The 15,041-nt window shown below is 65.3% G+C and carries 17 protein-coding genes; 13 read left to right on the top strand and 4 right to left on the bottom strand.

Features of this window, described 5'->3' with window-relative positions; translation table 11 throughout:
• Nucleotides 1-4 precede the first annotated feature (4 nt).
• Nucleotides 5-772 carry a transcriptional regulator GlcC gene (gene glcC, locus ACMGF5_RS19695; RefSeq protein WP_115275091.1) on the bottom strand — a complete coding sequence of 256 codons (768 nt, stop codon included), beginning with the start codon at nt 770-772 and terminating at the stop codon, nt 5-7.
• Nucleotides 773-968: 196 nt separating this feature from the next.
• Between glcC and glcD the strand changes: the two genes are divergently transcribed.
• The 5 genes from glcD (at nt 969) to ACMGF5_RS19670 (ending at nt 5,691) form a co-directional block, all read left to right on the top strand.
• The gene (glcD, locus tag ACMGF5_RS19690) at nt 969-2,468 is read left to right on the top strand and encodes a glycolate oxidase subunit GlcD (RefSeq protein ID WP_046785510.1); all 1,500 of its coding nucleotides are present in this window, start codon (nt 969-971) and stop codon (nt 2,466-2,468) included.
• Nucleotides 2,468-3,520, top strand: coding sequence for a glycolate oxidase subunit GlcE (glcE, locus tag ACMGF5_RS19685; RefSeq protein ID WP_414156764.1), 1,053 nt, complete (start codon nt 2,468-2,470; stop codon nt 3,518-3,520). The genes glcD and glcE overlap by 1 nt, the downstream gene beginning before the upstream one ends.
• 9 nt (nt 3,521-3,529) lie before the next feature.
• A complete protein-coding gene (gene glcF, locus ACMGF5_RS19680; protein WP_414157113.1) occupies nt 3,530-4,765 on the top strand; it encodes a glycolate oxidase subunit GlcF in 1,236 nt (411 codons plus the stop codon).
• Entirely contained in the window at nt 4,758-5,159 is a 402-nt protein-coding gene (locus ACMGF5_RS19675; protein ID WP_046785513.1) for a heme-binding protein, read from the top strand. Before glcF ends, ACMGF5_RS19675 begins: the two co-directional genes overlap by 8 nt.
• Nucleotides 5,160-5,352: 193 nt before the next feature.
• On the top strand, nt 5,353-5,691 hold the full coding sequence (locus ACMGF5_RS19670; RefSeq protein WP_115275095.1) for a hypothetical protein: 339 nt from the start codon (nt 5,353-5,355) through the stop codon (nt 5,689-5,691).
• A gap of 232 nt (nt 5,692-5,923) precedes the next feature.
• Here the strand turns inward: ACMGF5_RS19670 and ACMGF5_RS19665 are convergent, their stop codons facing one another.
• Complete coding sequence (locus ACMGF5_RS19665; protein ID WP_119688803.1) at nt 5,924-6,934, bottom strand: AraC family transcriptional regulator; 1,011 nt, start codon at nt 6,932-6,934, stop codon at nt 5,924-5,926.
• A gap of 168 nt (nt 6,935-7,102) precedes the next feature.
• Here ACMGF5_RS19665 and ACMGF5_RS19660 point away from each other — a divergent pair, with 168 nt between their 5' ends.
• The 3 genes from ACMGF5_RS19660 to ACMGF5_RS19650 are packed head-to-tail and all read left to right on the top strand — an operon-like array spanning nt 7,103 to nt 9,743.
• Nucleotides 7,103-8,287, top strand: a complete 1,185-nt coding sequence (locus tag ACMGF5_RS19660; RefSeq protein WP_046785516.1) for an acetyl-CoA C-acyltransferase family protein — start codon at nt 7,103-7,105, stop codon at nt 8,285-8,287.
• A gap of 13 nt (nt 8,288-8,300) precedes the next feature.
• Nucleotides 8,301-9,149 carry a 3-hydroxybutyryl-CoA dehydrogenase gene (locus ACMGF5_RS19655; protein ID WP_046785517.1) on the top strand — a complete coding sequence of 283 codons (849 nt, stop codon included), beginning with the start codon at nt 8,301-8,303 and terminating at the stop codon, nt 9,147-9,149.
• Between the two features lie 12 nt (nt 9,150-9,161).
• On the top strand, nt 9,162-9,743 hold the full coding sequence (locus ACMGF5_RS19650; protein WP_174141448.1) for a TetR/AcrR family transcriptional regulator: 582 nt from the start codon (nt 9,162-9,164) through the stop codon (nt 9,741-9,743).
• A gap of 36 nt (nt 9,744-9,779) precedes the next feature.
• On the opposite strand, the gene ACMGF5_RS19645 is transcribed toward ACMGF5_RS19650, so the two are convergent.
• Nucleotides 9,780-10,421, bottom strand: a complete 642-nt coding sequence (locus ACMGF5_RS19645; RefSeq protein WP_414157112.1) for a DUF1109 domain-containing protein — start codon at nt 10,419-10,421, stop codon at nt 9,780-9,782.
• Nucleotides 10,411-10,995 carry a sigma-70 family RNA polymerase sigma factor gene (locus ACMGF5_RS19640; RefSeq protein ID WP_414156768.1) on the bottom strand — a complete coding sequence of 195 codons (585 nt, stop codon included), beginning with the start codon at nt 10,993-10,995 and terminating at the stop codon, nt 10,411-10,413. The genes ACMGF5_RS19645 and ACMGF5_RS19640 overlap by 11 nt, the downstream gene beginning before the upstream one ends.
• A 199-nt stretch (nt 10,996-11,194) precedes the next feature.
• Here ACMGF5_RS19640 and ACMGF5_RS19635 point away from each other — a divergent pair, with 199 nt between their 5' ends.
• From ACMGF5_RS19635 to ACMGF5_RS19615, 5 genes are all read left to right on the top strand, one after another.
• Entirely contained in the window at nt 11,195-11,473 is a 279-nt protein-coding gene (locus ACMGF5_RS19635; protein WP_039602319.1) for a DUF2282 domain-containing protein, read from the top strand.
• A gap of 16 nt (nt 11,474-11,489) precedes the next feature.
• Complete coding sequence (locus ACMGF5_RS19630) at nt 11,490-12,323, top strand: DUF692 domain-containing protein (protein ID WP_414157111.1); 834 nt, start codon at nt 11,490-11,492, stop codon at nt 12,321-12,323.
• Nucleotides 12,320-13,075: a DNA-binding domain-containing protein gene (locus ACMGF5_RS19625; protein WP_414157110.1), complete on the top strand. Its 756-nt coding sequence runs from the start codon at nt 12,320-12,322 to the stop codon at nt 13,073-13,075. Before ACMGF5_RS19630 ends, ACMGF5_RS19625 begins: the two co-directional genes overlap by 4 nt.
• Before the next feature lie 10 nt (nt 13,076-13,085).
• Nucleotides 13,086-13,553 carry a DoxX family protein gene (locus ACMGF5_RS19620; protein WP_125922911.1) on the top strand — a complete coding sequence of 156 codons (468 nt, stop codon included), beginning with the start codon at nt 13,086-13,088 and terminating at the stop codon, nt 13,551-13,553.
• A 139-nt stretch (nt 13,554-13,692) separates the two neighbouring features.
• Complete coding sequence (locus ACMGF5_RS19615) at nt 13,693-15,033, top strand: MATE family efflux transporter (RefSeq protein WP_414157109.1); 1,341 nt, start codon at nt 13,693-13,695, stop codon at nt 15,031-15,033.
• The last annotated feature ends 8 nt before the right edge of the window (nt 15,034-15,041 follow it).

The following is a 15,041-nucleotide window of genomic DNA, read 5'->3' as shown; positions in this document are numbered from 1 at the left end:
CACTTCACCCCCACCCGTCCATGCGCATGGTCGCCCGCACCAGCCGCTGCTCCTCCTGCTCGATCTCGCGCAAACTGTCGCGAATCCCGTTGATGTGCTCTCGCGCCGCCCGCTGCGCCTGCTCCGGCAATTGCTCCATCACTGCGTGATACAACCGCGCGTGCTGGCGGTCGATCTGGCGCTTCTGCGCGGGGCGGCAATACAGGTTGTTGACCGATGCGAACACCGTGCTCAAGGTCAGGTCGCTGAGCGACTGCAGGGTGTGCACCAGCACCGGGTTGTGCGAGGCCTCGCTGATTGCCCGGTGGAATGCATGGTCGCGGTGGGCGTGCTCACGCGCATCCAGCCCTTCGGGCGCTGCGTGGGCGGCGAGCATGTCTTCGTAGCGACGGCGGATCAGCAGGCGATCAACATCGGTGGCACGCAACGCTGCCAGGCGTGCGGACTCGGCCTCGAGCAGCGCGCGCACTTCCAACAGGTCGAACAAGGTGCGCGGTTGCGAGCTGAACAGGTGCATCAGCGGGGTGACGCCCACCTGCTGCCCGGTCAGGTCGGCGACGAACGAACCGCGCCCCTGCTCGGTGTCGATGATGCCGCGCCCGCGCAGGATGCGCAGGCCTTCACGCAGTGCCGAGCGCGAACAGCCGAGCTTTTCCACCAGGCGTCGCTCCGAAGGCAAGGCCTGCCCCACCTTGAGCACACCCTCGACGATCAACCGTTCGACCCGCTCGGCAACCTGGTCGGCGACCTTGGCCTTGCCTTCAGCAACCATGTGCACCCCCTCAACTGGTAGGACCACTTCCATAGCTTGCGCCAATCTACGCATCCCAACCGGTAAATAACCAGCACCTGCCGGAAAAACTGGTAGGACCAGTGCGCTGCAGGCTCGACCTGAGGCAACGGGGCGCGCAGGCTGCGGGGGTGAACGGTTTACCCACAACAACAAAAACTGCCGTTGAGTGAGCCTGATGAACATTCTCTACGACGAACGGGTCGATGGCGCGCTGCCTGCCGTGGACCAGCCGGCCCTGCTGCAGGCCTTGCGTGAAGCGCTGCCCGACCTTGAGATCCTGCATCGGGGCGAAGACCTCACACCTTACGAATGCGACGGCCTCTCTGCTTACCGCACCGTGCCCCTGATGGTGGTGCTGCCCGAGCGTCTGGAGCAGGTGCAGACGCTGCTCAGGCTCTGCCACCTACGCGGCGTGCCCGTCGTGGCGCGTGGTGCCGGCACGGGCTTGTCAGGCGGCGCATTGCCACTGGCCAAGGGCATCCTGCTGGTCATGGCACGCTTCAACCGCATTCTTGAAGTCAACCCGCAAGGCCGTTTCGCCCGGGTTCAGCCGGGGGTGCGCAACCTGGCCATTTCCCAGGCAGCGGCGCCCTATGGCCTTTACTACGCGCCAGACCCCTCTTCGCAAATCGCCTGCTCCATCGGCGGCAATGTCGCTGAAAACGCCGGAGGCGTGCACTGCCTGAAGTACGGTTTGACCGTACACAACCTGCTCAAGGTGGAGATCCTCACCGTCGAAGGCGAACGCCTGACCTTGGGCAGCGATGCCCTCGACAGCCCAGGCTTCGACCTGCTGGCACTGTTCACCGGTTCCGAAGGCATGCTCGGGATCGTCACCGAAGTGACCGTCAAACTGCTGCCCAAGCCCCAGGTCGCCCGGGTCCTGCTGGCCAGTTTCGACAGCGTGGAAGACGCCGGCCGGGCCGTGGCCGAAATCATTGCTGCCGGGATCATCCCCGGTGGCCTGGAAATGATGGACAACCTGGCGATCCGCGCCGCCGAAGACTTCATCCACGCTGGTTACCCGGTCGAGGCTGCGGCGATCCTTTTGTGCGAACTCGATGGTGTCGAGGCCGACGTGCAGGACGACTGCGAGCGTGTGGCAGCGGTACTGCAGCAGGCCGGCGCACGCGAGGTGCGCCTGGCCTGCGACGAGGCCGAGCGCGTGCGCTTCTGGGCAGGCCGCAAGAACGCATTCCCTGCGGTGGGGCGCATCTCGCCGGACTACTACTGCATGGACGGGACCATCCCGCGCCGCGAACTGCCGCGCGTGCTCAAGGGCATCAGCGAACTGTCCGCGCAGTACGGCCTGCGCGTTGCCAACGTGTTCCACGCCGGCGACGGCAACATGCACCCACTGATCCTGTTCGATGCCAACCTGCCCGGCGAACTGGAACGCGCCGAAGCCATCGGCGGGCGCATCCTTGAACTGTGCGTGGCAGTGGGCGGCAGCATCACCGGCGAGCATGGCGTGGGCCGCGAGAAAATCAACCAGATGTGCGCGCAGTTCAACAGCGACGAAATCACCCTGTTCCATGCCGTGAAGGCAGCGTTCGATCCCAAAGGGCTGCTCAACCCGGGCAAGAACATCCCCACCCTGCACCGCTGCGCCGAGTTCGGTGCCATGCATGTGCATCACGGCCAACTGCCCTTCCCTGACCTGGAGCGCTTCTGATGAGCCTGGACCGCGATATGAGCCAGGACCTGCTCGAACAGGTCAACCAGGCCTTGAACCTGAACACCCCGCTGCGCATTCAGGGCAGCAACAGCAAAGCCATGCTGGGGCGCCCGGTGGTCGGGGAGCTCGTCGATACCCGCGGCCACCGCGGCATCGTCAGTTACGACCCGACCGAGCTGGTGCTCACCGCTCGCGCCGGTACGCCACTGCAAGAGATCGAGGCGGCGCTGTTCGAGGCCGGGCAGATGCTGCCATGCGAACCGCCCCACCTCGGCGCCGGGGCGACCCTGGGCGGCATGGTAGCAGCGGGGCTGTCCGGGCCCCGTCGGCCCTGGGCCGGGTCGGTACGCGACTATGTACTCGGCACGCGGGTCATTACCGGCCACGGCAAGCTGCTGCGCTTTGGCGGTGAGGTGATGAAGAACGTCGCCGGTTACGACGTCTCGCGGCTGATGGCCGGCAGCTTCGGCTGCCTGGGCCTGCTGACCGAAGTGTCGCTGAAGGTGCTGCCACGGCCCCGGCAATGCCTGAGCCTGCGCCTGCCGATGGACCGCCATCAGGCCCTGGCCGAACTGGCCGAATGGGGTCAGCAGCCGTTGCCGATCAGCGCAGCCTGCCACGACGGTGAAGCACTGTACCTGCGCCTGGAAGGCGGTGAGGGCTCGGTGCAATCGGCCCGCCAGCGCCTGGGCGGCGACGTGCTCGACAGCCCGTTCTGGAGTGACCTGCGCGAGCAGCGCCTGGCCTTCTTCGAGGGCCCCGAACCGCTGTGGCGCCTATCGGTGCCCATTGCCACCGCCGAACTGGACCTGCCGGGGCGCCAGCTGATCGACTGGGGCGGCGCGCAGCGCTGGCTGAAGTCCAACGCCCCCGCAGCGGCGATCCGCGAGCAGGTGACCAAGGCCGGCGGCCACGCCACCGGCTATGCCCAAGGCGAGCACAGCAGTGCACCACTGCCGGCCGCGCTGATGCGTTATCACCACGCCCTCAAGCGCCAACTCGACCCCCAGGGCTTGTTCAACCCTGGCCGCCTGTACCCGGACCTGTGAGGCCACGCCATGCAAACCAACCTGAGCGACACCGCCAAGCGCCTGGCCCGCGCCGAAGAGGCCGAGAGCATCCTGCGCGCATGCGTGCACTGTGGCTTCTGCACGGCCACCTGCCCCACCTACCAGTTGCTCGGCGATGAACTGGACGGACCGCGCGGGCGCATCTACCTGATCAAGCAAGTGCTCGAAGGTGCGCCGGTCACCGCCAGTACCCAACTGCACCTGGACCGCTGCCTGACCTGCCGCAACTGTGAGACCACCTGCCCGTCAGGGGTCAAATACCATGACCTGCTGGACATCGGCCGCGCCGTGGTCGAGCAGCAAGTGCCCCGCCCGGTCGGCCAGCGCCTGCTGCGCCAAGGTTTGCGCGCAGTGGTGCCGCGCCCGGCGCTGTTCAAGGCGCTGACCCGCGCAGGCCAAACTCTGCGCCCAGTGATGCCGGGCGCACTCAAGAGCAAGTTGCCCGCCCAGGTGGCCTCCCCTGGCAAGCGCCCGGCGGTGCGCCACGCGCGCCGCGTGCTGCTGCTTGAAGGCTGCGTACAGCCGGCCCTGTCACCCAACACCAACGCCGCCACCGCGCGGTTGCTGGACCGCCTGGGCATCAGCGTCGAGCCAGCACGCCAAGCTGGCTGCTGTGGCGCAGTGGATTACCACCTCAGTGCCCAGGAGCAAGGCCTGCAGCGTGCCCGGCGCAACATCGATGCCTGGTGGCCCGCCATCGAAGCGGGTGCCGAAGCCATCGTGCAGACCGCCAGCGGCTGCGGCGCCTTCGTGCGTGACTACGGCCACCTGCTGGAGAAGGATCCGCTTTACGCGGCCAAGGCTGCGCGGGTCAGCGCGCTATCGCGCGACCTGGTGGAAGTGCTGCGCAACGAGCCGGTCGAGCAACTGGGCGTGTGCGCCGAACAACGCCTGGCCTTTCATTGCCCGTGCACCCTGCAGCACGCCCTCAAGCTCGGCGGCCAGGTGGAGAGCCTGCTGGCCCGGCTTGGCTTCACCCTCACCGCAGTGCCCGACGGCCATTTGTGCTGCGGCTCTGCCGGGACCTACTCGCTGACCCAGCCCGAACTGTCGCGGCAACTGCGCGACAACCGACTCAACGCGCTGGAAAGCGGCAAGCCGCAACTCATCGCCACCGCCAACATCGGTTGCCAGACCCACCTCGACGGTGCCGGACGCACACCGGTACGGCACTGGATCGAAATCGTCGAAGCAGCCCTGAACCAGGAGAACAGCCATGCATAGCAAGTCCGTGATCGGCCAGGTCGAAGTTGCCCGCCTGCTTGCAGCCGCCCGCCAGGAGGCCCTGGCGCACCAGTGGAAGGTCACCATCGCGGTGGTCGACGACGGCGGCCATCCGCTTGGCCTGGAGCGCATGGACGGCTGCGCGGCAGCCAGCGCCTACATCGCCGTTGAAAAGGCTCGCAGCTCGGCCTTGGGCCGCAAGGAAACGCGCGATTACGAACAGATGGTCAACGGCGGGCGCACCGCGTTCGTCACCGCGCCGCTGCTGACCAGCCTGGAGGGCGGCGTGCCATTGCGGGTGGATGGCCAGGTGGTCGGCGCCATCGGTGTATCCGGGGTCAAGCCTGAACAGGATGCCCAAGTGGCCAAGGCCGGAGCGGCGGCCATCACGTAATCCGCGCCTTGACAGCTCACCGCCAACAGAAGAGCCGGGCCGCGGTTGGCTTTTGCAGGTCGACCGCTTGCAAGCCACCCAGCACCTCTCTACACGTTCAGAAAATTCCTACCCAACCTCTCGGAAGCGTCCTACTTGCCGCGCACCACCATGGGAAACATGATCGGCACTTGTGTCCCAGAGGAAGCTGCGCATGCATCCACACACCCGCACCACTGCCGAGTTGCGCAGCGCCCTGCGCGAGCTGCTGGCCCATGATGTCAGCAACCCTGACGACGACCCGCACTGGTCGGGAGTACTGTTCTTTTGTGCCACCGACGAGCGCACGCGGGGGCTGATCGAACGCATCGAGTTGCTGGCCAGCGAGTTGTTTTTCGACGCATGTGGCCGCCTCATCGCGCACCGCATCCGTGCCATTGGTGTCGAGGGCGTTTGCATCAAGCAAAAGCGCAAGGCGCCAGCCGATGAGACGGTGATCCGCATTGCGCTGCTGGACAAGGGCTATATCACGGTGAGTACCGCACGATTCTGAAGCCAGCAGGCGACTGGGACGCTGCTGCGGTGCCGTTGATTCATGTTTGCCTTGCTTTGTTTTTCTTTTGCTTTTGCTTCTAAGTGCGCGGTATGCCAGGCACCGCCGATTGCGACTTCAGGAGGCCGAGCGCAGGTCTTGCGCAGGGAGGTGACGGGCATGGATGCCCGTCAAGCGCTTCGGCCCATGGCTGGGCCGTGCAGGCGCTGAGGCCGGCCAGGCTGGGCCAACGCTACTGCCCAACCAACCTAGCCCGATATCTCCCCGGGCTTTGCCCCGTCCACTTCTTGAACGCCCGATGAAACGCACTGGGCTCCTGAAACCCCGCCTGCTCGGCGATTTCAGCAATGCTCATCACCCCCTCACGCAAACGCTCGAACGCCATGGCGCGACGCACCTCATCCTTGATCTGCTGATACGAACGCCCTTCGCGCTCCAACTGGCGGCGGAAAGTGCTGGCACTGATCCCCTGATGCTCAGCCAGGGCCGCCAGCGTCGGCCATTGCCCATAGCGCCGGGCACGCAGATGCCGGTACACCTGGGCCACCAACCCATTCTGGTTGCGAAAGCGGATCACCAGGCCCTGGGGCGCGCTACGCAGGAAGGTTTTCAGACCGGCCAGGTCCTGGACCACCGGCAGACGCAGATAAGCGCTGTCGAACTCAACCTCGGTGCGCCCGCTGCCCAGACGCAAGTCCGGCCCCCACAGCAGCAGGTCGTCGTCCTGGGCCGGGCGCGCCACTGCAAGCTCGGTGCGGTCGATGGCCAGACGGCGCCCGGCCAGCCAGCACAGCAGGCCAACCACCAGCACCAGATAGGTCTCCTCGGCATAAACCCGGGTCAACGGGTCGGCAATGTCCGAGTGCACGCTGATCACAGCCCGCCCGGCGCGCACCGTCAGGCTGCCGCGCAGGTCATGCAGGAACAGGCTGAAATTGCCCAAGCATTGGCGCAGTGCCTTGTCCAGGTTCGGCTCCTGGATAAGGCCGCGGCAGATCAGGGCAAAGCTCCCCAGCGGCATGCCATGGCTGTCGAGGCGAAAGAACTCATCGTCCAGCAGCTGGATCTGCGTCAGCCATAGTTGGGCGAACGCCTTGGCCGGTACGCGGGCCTGTGGCTGATCGAGCAGCGCCGGGTCGATGCCCACCGCACGCAGATGGGCGTCACGCACCAAGGGCTGGTCGCGCAGGGCATGAAACATGGCATTGAGAAAGTACACGGCGACCGAATCGCTATCGCGCATGGCGTTATTCGCTGTCTATGCTGAGTGGCAAAAAGTGCCAGGTTGACTGAACAGATCCGGCATAGGCTGGAACAGGGCCTTTGCCTAGACTCGGACTCAACGAGGGAGCGCCGGCCATTCTCGCAGAGCCTGGCCCGCTTCCGCCATGCCTTCGCAATCGGAGCCTCTATGAGCAGCGCAGAAATCTACGTCGTCAGTGCCGTCCGTTCCGCCATCGGTGGTTTTGGTGGCTCGCTCAAGGACCTGCCGCTGGCAGACCTCGCCACTGCCATCAGCCGCGCCGCCCTCGAACGCTCGGGCGTAGCACCTGAGCAGGTCGGCCATGTGGTCATGGGTAATGTCATCCCCACCGAGCCACGCGATGCTTACCTGTCGCGGGTCGCCGCGATGAACGCTGGCATCCCCAAGGAAACCCCGGCGTTCAACGTCAACCGCCTGTGCGGTTCGGGCCTTCAGGCCATCGTTTCCGCTACCCAGTGCCTGCTGCTGGGTGATGCCGATGTGGCCCTGGCCGCCGGTGCCGAGTCCATGAGCCGTGGCCCTTACTTGCTGCCACAGGCCCGCTGGGGTGCGCGCATGGGCGACCTGCAAGGCATCGACTACACCGTCGGCGTTCTGCAGGACCCGTTCGAACACTTCCACATGGGCATCACGGCGGAAAATGTCGCCGCCAAGCACGGCATCACCCGCCAGATGCAGGATGAACTGGCCCTGACCAGCCAGCGCCGCGCCGCCCGTGCCATCGCTGAAGGCCGCTTCGCCAGCCAGATCGTGCCGCTGGAACTGAAAACCCGCAAAGGCACCGTCGAGTTCGCCGTTGACGAACACGTACGCGGCGATGTGACCGCCGAACAGCTGGCCGGCATGAAGACCGTCTTCAAGAAAGACGGCACCGTTACCGCCGGCAACGCCAGCGGCATCAACGACGGCGCTGCCGGCCTGGTGCTGGCGACCGGTGACGCCGTACGCCGCCTGGGCCTCAAGCCGCTGGCGCGCCTGGTGGCCTACGCCCATGCCGGCGTCGAGCCCGAGCTGATGGGCCTGGGGCCGATCCCGGCAACACGCAAAGCGCTGGAAAAGGCCGGCCTGAACATCAGCGACCTGGACGTGATCGAGTCCAATGAAGCCTTCGCCGCCCAAGCCTGTGCCGTGGCCCGCGCGCTGGACTTCGACCCGCAGAAGGTCAACCCGAACGGGTCCGGCATTTCCCTGGGCCACCCGGTGGGTGCCACCGGGGCGATCATTGCCACCAAGGCCATCCATGAACTGCAGCGCATTCAGGGCCGCTACGCGTTGGCCACCATGTGCATTGGCGGCGGCCAGGGCATCGCCGTCGTCTTCGAGCGCGTCTGAGGGAACTTGCAACATGAGCATTGAACAGATCGCCGTGATCGGCGCCGGCACCATGGGCAACGGCATCGCGCAAGTCTGCGCGGTGGCCGGCTATCAGGTGCTGCTGGTGGATGTCGCCGAGGCCGCACTAGAGCGCGGCGTCGCCACCCTGAGCAAAAACCTGGAGCGCCAGGTCAACAAGGGTACCCTCGATGCTGAGCGCGCCAGCGCAGCCAAAGCGCGCATCAGCACCAGCACCGATTATGCCCGCTTGAGCACTGCGCAACTGGTGATCGAGGCGGCGACCGAAAACCTGCAGCTCAAGCAGCGCATCCTTCAGCAAGTGGCTGCCAACGTGGCGCCCGATTGCCTGATTGCCACCAACACCTCGTCACTGTCGGTGACCCAGCTGGCGGCCAGTATCGAGCACCCTGAGCGGTTCATCGGCGTGCACTTCTTCAACCCTGTGCCGATGATGGCCCTGGTCGAGATCATCCGTGGCCTGCAAACCAGTGACAGCACCTATGCCCAGGCCCTGCTGGTTACCGAGAAGCTCGGCAAGACGCCGATCACTGCCGGTAACCGCCCGGGCTTCGTGGTCAACCGCATCCTGGTGCCGATGATCAACGAAGCGATCTTCGTGCGCCAGGAGGGCCTGGCCAGTGCCGAAGACATCGACACCGGCATGCGCCTGGGTTGCAACCAGCCGATCGGCCCGCTGGCGCTGGCCGACCTGATTGGCCTGGACACCTTGCTGGCGATCATGGAAGCCTTCCATGAGGGCTTCAACGACAGCAAGTACCGCCCTGCCCCACTGCTAAGGGAAATGGTCGCGGCCGGCTGGCTGGGGCGCAAGAGCGGCCGCGGCTTCTTCACCTACTGAGGAGCTAACAGCATGCCCCCGGTCAATGCCGCGATGCGCTGTGCCAATTTTGAAGAGCGACGTGACCGGGCCATGGCGCTGTTCGCCGAGAAGGGCTTCGGCCAGGTGAGCATGCGCGAACTGGCGGCACATCTGGGCGTGACCGCAGGTTCGCTGTATCACCACTTCCCGAGCAAGCAGGACTTGCTGTACGACCTGATCGAAGAGTTGTACGAGGAGCTGCAGGCAACGCTGGAGCTTGGCCGCCGTGCTACAGCGCGCGGCGGTTCGGCGTTGGCTTGCCTGATTGCAGCGCACTGGCAACTGCATGCCGAACGGCCCCTGCAGTTTCGCCTGGCCGCACGGGACTTCTGCTGCCTGAGCGAAGCGCAGCAAACGCGCCTGGCGTTGTTGCGCAAACGTTACGAGACAGGGTTGCTGCGGTTGATCGCACCACAGGCGAAACTGCCCGACGCAGCATTGGCGGCGACGGCGCAGGTGGTGGCGACGTTGCTCAACCAGTTGCCTGGGATGCTGAAGGCTTTGCCTGAGGAACAAGGGTTGGGGTTGATGGAAAGCCTGCTGGTTGGGGGAATTGAGCGAACATTGCGCTAGCCCACCGTATCGCTCGATCAGCCAGGCTCTACATCTTCACCACCTCAACAAACGCGGGCCAAGCACTGCTCCCATCAACGTGGGCACCGACATTCCCAGCACGTACCAGATCCCCCAGAACGGCACCTGCATTTCCGGGCAGTGCAGGCAGTAAACCAAGGTTGCGGTCGCACCGGCGAGCAGGCCCGCGGCTGCGCCAGCCTGGCGCAGCCGCGTCGGTGCCAGGCCACGCAATGCCCAGAACAGGGTGATGAACACCGGCACGCACAGCAGCGTGATGTTCAACGCACAGGTGCGCCAGGTACGCCCAAAGATCAAATCGGCACGGGCTTCGACCGGAGCCCCGAACAGGCTGATCGCTGCTCCCAGCCAGACCAGCAGCAACGGTAGCCCGAGCAGTTGCCACACCATCCCGCCGCGCACGCCGGGCCTGGCCAGGCGCTGCGTCAACCACAGCCCGAGCAGCGCCAGGCTGGCGGGCAAGGCCAGCTTGGCCCAGAACAGCGGCGTACGCGCCACTTCGGCAAGGTCGCTGCGCACGCCGTAGACGGCCACCGTCATCAGCACCGCAGCCAGTGTGCCTGCTAGCAACGCCAGCGCCAGGCGCCGTGCCAGCGCATGACGGCCCACCGGCGCTTCACCAGCAGCCAGCAGGGTAATCAGTTCATCAGTCTTCATGCTCTTCACTGCCTCGAATCAGCTTGGCCAGCGCCTTGAGCCCCCGGTGTATGCCCACCTTGACCGCCGAACAGGAAAGCCCGGTGATACGCGCAGTCTCCTCCACCGACAGCCCTTCGAGCTTGACGTGGACGATGGGCAAGCGCTGGCGCGCCGGCAACCGCCCCAACAGCTTGCCCAGATCGCGGCTGGCCTGGGCAGGCGCTTCATCACTGGTGGCGAACAGGTCACTGTCGTCTTCCAGCACCTCGTGCAACGCGTCGTGGTGCGCATAGCGGCGCAGGTAATCTGCCAGCTTGTAACGGGCAATCGCCTGTACCCACGCCGTCAACGGCTGTTGCGGCTGGTAGGTATGACGTGCGTTATGCACGGCCAGCAACACTTCCTGCAGCAAGTCTTCGATTTCGGCCGGGCGCCGCTGCAGCCGCCGCCGCAGAAACCCACGCACATGCAGCGCCAGCGCCGCAAGGAATTCGCGGTAGGCCCGTGCATCGCCCGCCAGCCCGCGCAGCAGCAAGCCCTGCAACTGCGACTCGCGTGCGCCGAGGTGGTCCTGAGAGTTAGTTCGTTGCATGGGGGGCCAAGGTTACACCGTCTGTAGTTTTTTCTTTTATCGAACCTTAGCCGCTGCTGCGCTTTTCAGCGCATGGGTCAGGGCAAATGCAGCAACCTGAAAATATTTTCGCGGGCCTGTAACCGCAGCAGCGGCCACCGCGAACTAGTCCATGAGCCTTCGGTACATCACCACGGCCCCATTCTCTGGAGACACCCCCATGAATACCCTCGCCCTTACCACTGCCGCCCTGGCCCTTGCTTCCATGGCCAGCGTCGCCACCGCCGCCGATACCACCAGCAACGGTGCAGCCATGGAAAAATGCTACGGCGTCGCCATGGCCGGCAAGAACGACTGCAAAGCCGGTGCCGGCACCAGTTGCGCAGGCAGCTCCAAAAAAGACTACGACGGCATGGCCTGGAAAAACGTCCCGGCCGGCACCTGCACCTCGATCAAGACGCCCAATGGCATGGGTTCACTGACCCCGATCAAGTCTTGAGCAGAGGCCGCCGACCATGAACCGAACTGCCCCTCTGGGCGCCGGGCTCGGGCTCAAGGCTGAACACTTTGCCCAGGCCTTGGCCTGCAACGCCGACGGCCTGTGGTATGAGGTGCATCCAGAGAACTACATGGTCGGCGGGCCGCGCCTGGCGTGGCTGCAGCGCATGGCCGAACGCCATGCGCTGTCGCTGCACGGCGTTGCGCTGTCACTGGCAGCAGACGCCGAACCGGACATCACCCACCTGCGCCGGTTGCGCGTGCTGATCGACCAGGTAAACCCGGTGCTGGTGTCGGAGCACCTGGCCTGGTCCACCTGGCGTGACCAGTATCACCCCGACCTGCTGCCGTTCCCCCGCAGCCACGAAGCCTTGGCACGCATCAGTGACAATATCCTGCGCACCCAGGATGCCCTGGGGCGCTGCATCGCCATCGAAAACCCCAGCCACTACCTGCAGCTGCAAGGGCACGACCTGGACGAAATCGAGTTCCTCGGCGAGCTGGTGCGCCGCACCGGCTGCACGCTGTTGCTGGACATCAACAATGTTCATGTCAGCGCCCACAACCTGGGTTTCAACGCCCAGGGCTACCTCGACCGCTTCCCGGCCCATGCCATCAGCGAAGTGCACCTGGCCGGCCACAGCCACGACGACCAAGGCACACTGCTCATCGACTCACACGATGCAGCCATTGCCGAACCGGTCTGGGCCTTGTACCGCCGGCTGATCGCGCGCATCGGCGCGCGCCCGACACTGATCGAACGCGACGGCAACCTCCCCGCCTTCGATGAACTGCTTGCCGAACGGGCGATTGCCCAGTCGACCCTCGACCACGCAGGAGCCTTGCCATGAACCTGCCACTTGGCCAGTTCCAGGACGCCTTCATCGATGCACTCTACCTGCGCCCTGCTCCGCTGCTGCACAACCTGACACGCCAGCCGGCGTTCGCGGTCTACCGCAATACCGTGATGGCCGGCTGCGTGGACGCACTGCGCGCCAACTTCCCCAGTGTCGAAACTCTGGTCGGCGCCGGCTGGATGCAGCAAACCGCTGCCGCCTACGCACAACACACCCCACCTGACGACGCACGGCTGATCCGCTACGGTGCGACGTTCGCGGCGTTTCTGCAAGACAGCCAGGCCAGCCACGGGCTGCCCTACCTGGCCGATGTCGCACGCCTGGACTGGTATTGGTGCGAAGTGTTCGCCGCCGACGAGCAACCTTGCCTGGCCTTGGCCGACCTGGCAGGCATGACGGCCAGTGACCTGGGTCGCAGCCACCTGCGGCCGCGCCAGAGCGTGCGCTGGCAGTGGTTCACCGCTCACCCGGCACTTAGCCTGTGGCGCTGCAGCCGCGAAGGCCTGGCATGGCCACAGTCGCAACCCTGGGTGGCAGAAGGCGCACTGTTGAGCGCCGACCAGGACGGCGTGAACCATCAGCCACTCGAGGCCGGTGGCTGCACGTTCCTGGATGCCTGCGCAGCCGGTCACACACTGGAAAGCGCCTCGCAACTTGCCCTGCAACGCCAGCCTGGCCTCGACTTCACCAGCCTGCTCGGTCGCCTGATGCAGGCCCGGGTCTTTCTCCCGCTTTCATTCGATTGAAGGAACGGCCATGGACACCCTGCGCCCCCCAGCTCCACCCATTGGCCTGCGCCAACGCTGGAACGGCCTTGCCGACTGCCTGCAACGGCTGCTCAACGACAGTGCGTTGTGCCTGGTCGCGCGGCTGGGCATCGCCTCGATATTCTTCCTGTCAGGCCGCACCAAGGTCGAGGGTCTGCTGAGCATCACGCCCAGTACCTACGAGCTGTTCCAGAGCGAGTATGCCTTGCCGCTGCTTTCGCCCTGGCTCGCAGCCCACCTGGCAACCTACGCCGAGCACCTGTTCCCACTGCTACTGGTGCTGGGCCTGTTCACCCGGCTTTCAGCGCTTGCCCTGCTCGGCATGACAGCGGTCATCCAGATATTCGTCTACCCGGACGCCTGGCCTACCCACCTGTCGTGGGCTGGCCTGCTGCTGTTGCTGATAGCCCGGGGTGCCGGCGCTCTGTCACTGGACCGGTTGCTACGGCTGCATTGAGCCCAGCCGGCCAGCTACCACTTGGCAGTTGCAGCGTGTCGGGTGAAGAACACTCACGCGGCTTTTCCATTAAACTCTTCGCAGCCCACGTTGTCTTGGTACCGCACTGTTTGCACCCACCCTAGCGGTCCCCCCCAAGATGAAGCACCCCGCCACATTCACCCAAGGTTCATTGACCCACCACGTCCGGGTAATGGCGTTTACCAGTGCGCTGAGCCTGCTGGCGATTTTCCTGACCGACATTCTCACGCTCACGTATGTCGCCCTGCTGCATGACGAAGTACTCATTGCTGCGGTAGGCATCGCCAAGACCCTGGCCTTTTTCAATTCAAGCCTGGTGGCGGGCATTGTCGTCGCTGCAGGCACCATGATCTCCCGCAGGGTCGGCCAGGGTTCGAGCGCCTCGGTGCCTGTGCTGACCAGCCACATGCTGATCCTCGCCGCGCTGGTCTCGGCCAGTGTGTCTGCACTGCAGTGGTACAACCTGGACTTCTTCGCCGGCCTGGTGGGGGCCGATGCGCCCGCCTCACCGCTTGCCCGGCAATTCATTGCCATGACGCTGGTGGCGTCGGTGCTGATGGCGCTCACTCAAGCCACGGCCCAGGTGCTCCGGGCACAAGGTTTGAGCGGGCGCGCGCTGGCAGTGGTGCTGGCCAGTGCCGCCTGCCTGGCCATCGTCGACCCGATACTGATCATTGGTCTGGACCTGAAACTGTTGGGCGCCGGCCTGTCCTGCCTGGTGGCAGCCACAGCAGGCAGCCTGACGGGTTTGTACCTGGTCAGGGCCCATGTAGGCCTTGCCACGCGCATACGCCTACGCCTGCTGCGGCTGTATGGCGCACGCATCATGCGCATTGCCTTGCCCTATACCCTCGCTAATCTGGCGATGCCCGTTGCCCTGACCTACACCATGGCGCAACTGGCGCTGTTCGGGGTGTCGGTCATGGCCGGCATGGCGGTGATGGACAGGGTGCTGCAGATTACCTACTGCCTGTACTTCGCCTTGCCGGGCGCGCTGGTGCCGATCCTGGCACAGAATCTGGGCGCGCACCGCCATGCGCGTTCACAGGCAGCCTTGCACAGCGCCGCCAGGCTGGTGGTGGTGTACGGCCTGGTCGCCTGGGCAGTGCTGGCAAGCGCCGCGCCGTGGCTTGGCCCTGCCTTCACGCTGTCAGGCCCGGGGCAGGCGCTGATCGAGGACCTGTGCCGGTACGGGCCGGGGCTGTGGGTCATCATGGGCCTGGACTTCATCGCCATTTCGCTGTTCATCTGCCGTGGCCAGGCAGGGTGGGTGGCCTTCTACGCCTGGCTTCGTGCCACCTTGGGTACCCTGCCCTTCGTCACCGCAGGCGCAGCGCTGCAGGGTGCCAGCGGCATCATGCTCGGGCTGTGGGTCGGCAATGCCCTGGTCGCACTGGCCAGCGTCGCAACGGCCATCCTGATCAACCGCCCAGGCGCATACCGGGCGCACGAACCCTAGAACTTTTG

It is taken from the genome of Pseudomonas sp. BNK-15, from assembly GCF_047456105.1.
In the GTDB taxonomy this organism is placed as follows: Bacteria; Pseudomonadota; Gammaproteobacteria; order Pseudomonadales; family Pseudomonadaceae; genus Aquipseudomonas; species Aquipseudomonas putida_E.
This window is presented reverse-complemented; position numbering and strand designations above follow the sequence as displayed.

Excerpts from the sequence above, each read along its gene's own strand:
- glcC (WP_115275091.1), bottom strand. The coding sequence starts at position 772 with ATGGTTGCTGAAGGCAAGGCCAAGGTCGCCGACCAGGTTGCCGAGCGG.
- glcD (WP_046785510.1), top strand. The coding sequence starts at position 969 with ATGAACATTCTCTACGACGAACGGGTCGATGGCGCGCTGCCTGCCGTG.
- glcE (WP_414156764.1), top strand. The coding sequence starts at position 2,468 with ATGAGCCTGGACCGCGATATGAGCCAGGACCTGCTCGAACAGGTCAAC.
- glcF (WP_414157113.1), top strand. The coding sequence starts at position 3,530 with ATGCAAACCAACCTGAGCGACACCGCCAAGCGCCTGGCCCGCGCCGAA.
- ACMGF5_RS19675 (WP_046785513.1), top strand. The coding sequence starts at position 4,758 with ATGCATAGCAAGTCCGTGATCGGCCAGGTCGAAGTTGCCCGCCTGCTT.
- ACMGF5_RS19670 (WP_115275095.1), top strand. The coding sequence starts at position 5,353 with ATGCATCCACACACCCGCACCACTGCCGAGTTGCGCAGCGCCCTGCGC.
- ACMGF5_RS19665 (WP_119688803.1), bottom strand. The coding sequence starts at position 6,934 with ATGCGCGATAGCGATTCGGTCGCCGTGTACTTTCTCAATGCCATGTTT.
- ACMGF5_RS19660 (WP_046785516.1), top strand. The coding sequence starts at position 7,103 with ATGAGCAGCGCAGAAATCTACGTCGTCAGTGCCGTCCGTTCCGCCATC.
- ACMGF5_RS19655 (WP_046785517.1), top strand. The coding sequence starts at position 8,301 with ATGAGCATTGAACAGATCGCCGTGATCGGCGCCGGCACCATGGGCAAC.
- ACMGF5_RS19650 (WP_174141448.1), top strand. The coding sequence starts at position 9,162 with ATGCCCCCGGTCAATGCCGCGATGCGCTGTGCCAATTTTGAAGAGCGA.
- ACMGF5_RS19645 (WP_414157112.1), bottom strand. The coding sequence starts at position 10,421 with ATGAAGACTGATGAACTGATTACCCTGCTGGCTGCTGGTGAAGCGCCG.
- ACMGF5_RS19640 (WP_414156768.1), bottom strand. The coding sequence starts at position 10,995 with ATGCAACGAACTAACTCTCAGGACCACCTCGGCGCACGCGAGTCGCAG.
- ACMGF5_RS19635 (WP_039602319.1), top strand. The coding sequence starts at position 11,195 with ATGAATACCCTCGCCCTTACCACTGCCGCCCTGGCCCTTGCTTCCATG.
- ACMGF5_RS19630 (WP_414157111.1), top strand. The coding sequence starts at position 11,490 with ATGAACCGAACTGCCCCTCTGGGCGCCGGGCTCGGGCTCAAGGCTGAA.
- ACMGF5_RS19625 (WP_414157110.1), top strand. The coding sequence starts at position 12,320 with ATGAACCTGCCACTTGGCCAGTTCCAGGACGCCTTCATCGATGCACTC.
- ACMGF5_RS19620 (WP_125922911.1), top strand. The coding sequence starts at position 13,086 with ATGGACACCCTGCGCCCCCCAGCTCCACCCATTGGCCTGCGCCAACGC.
- ACMGF5_RS19615 (WP_414157109.1), top strand. The coding sequence starts at position 13,693 with ATGAAGCACCCCGCCACATTCACCCAAGGTTCATTGACCCACCACGTC.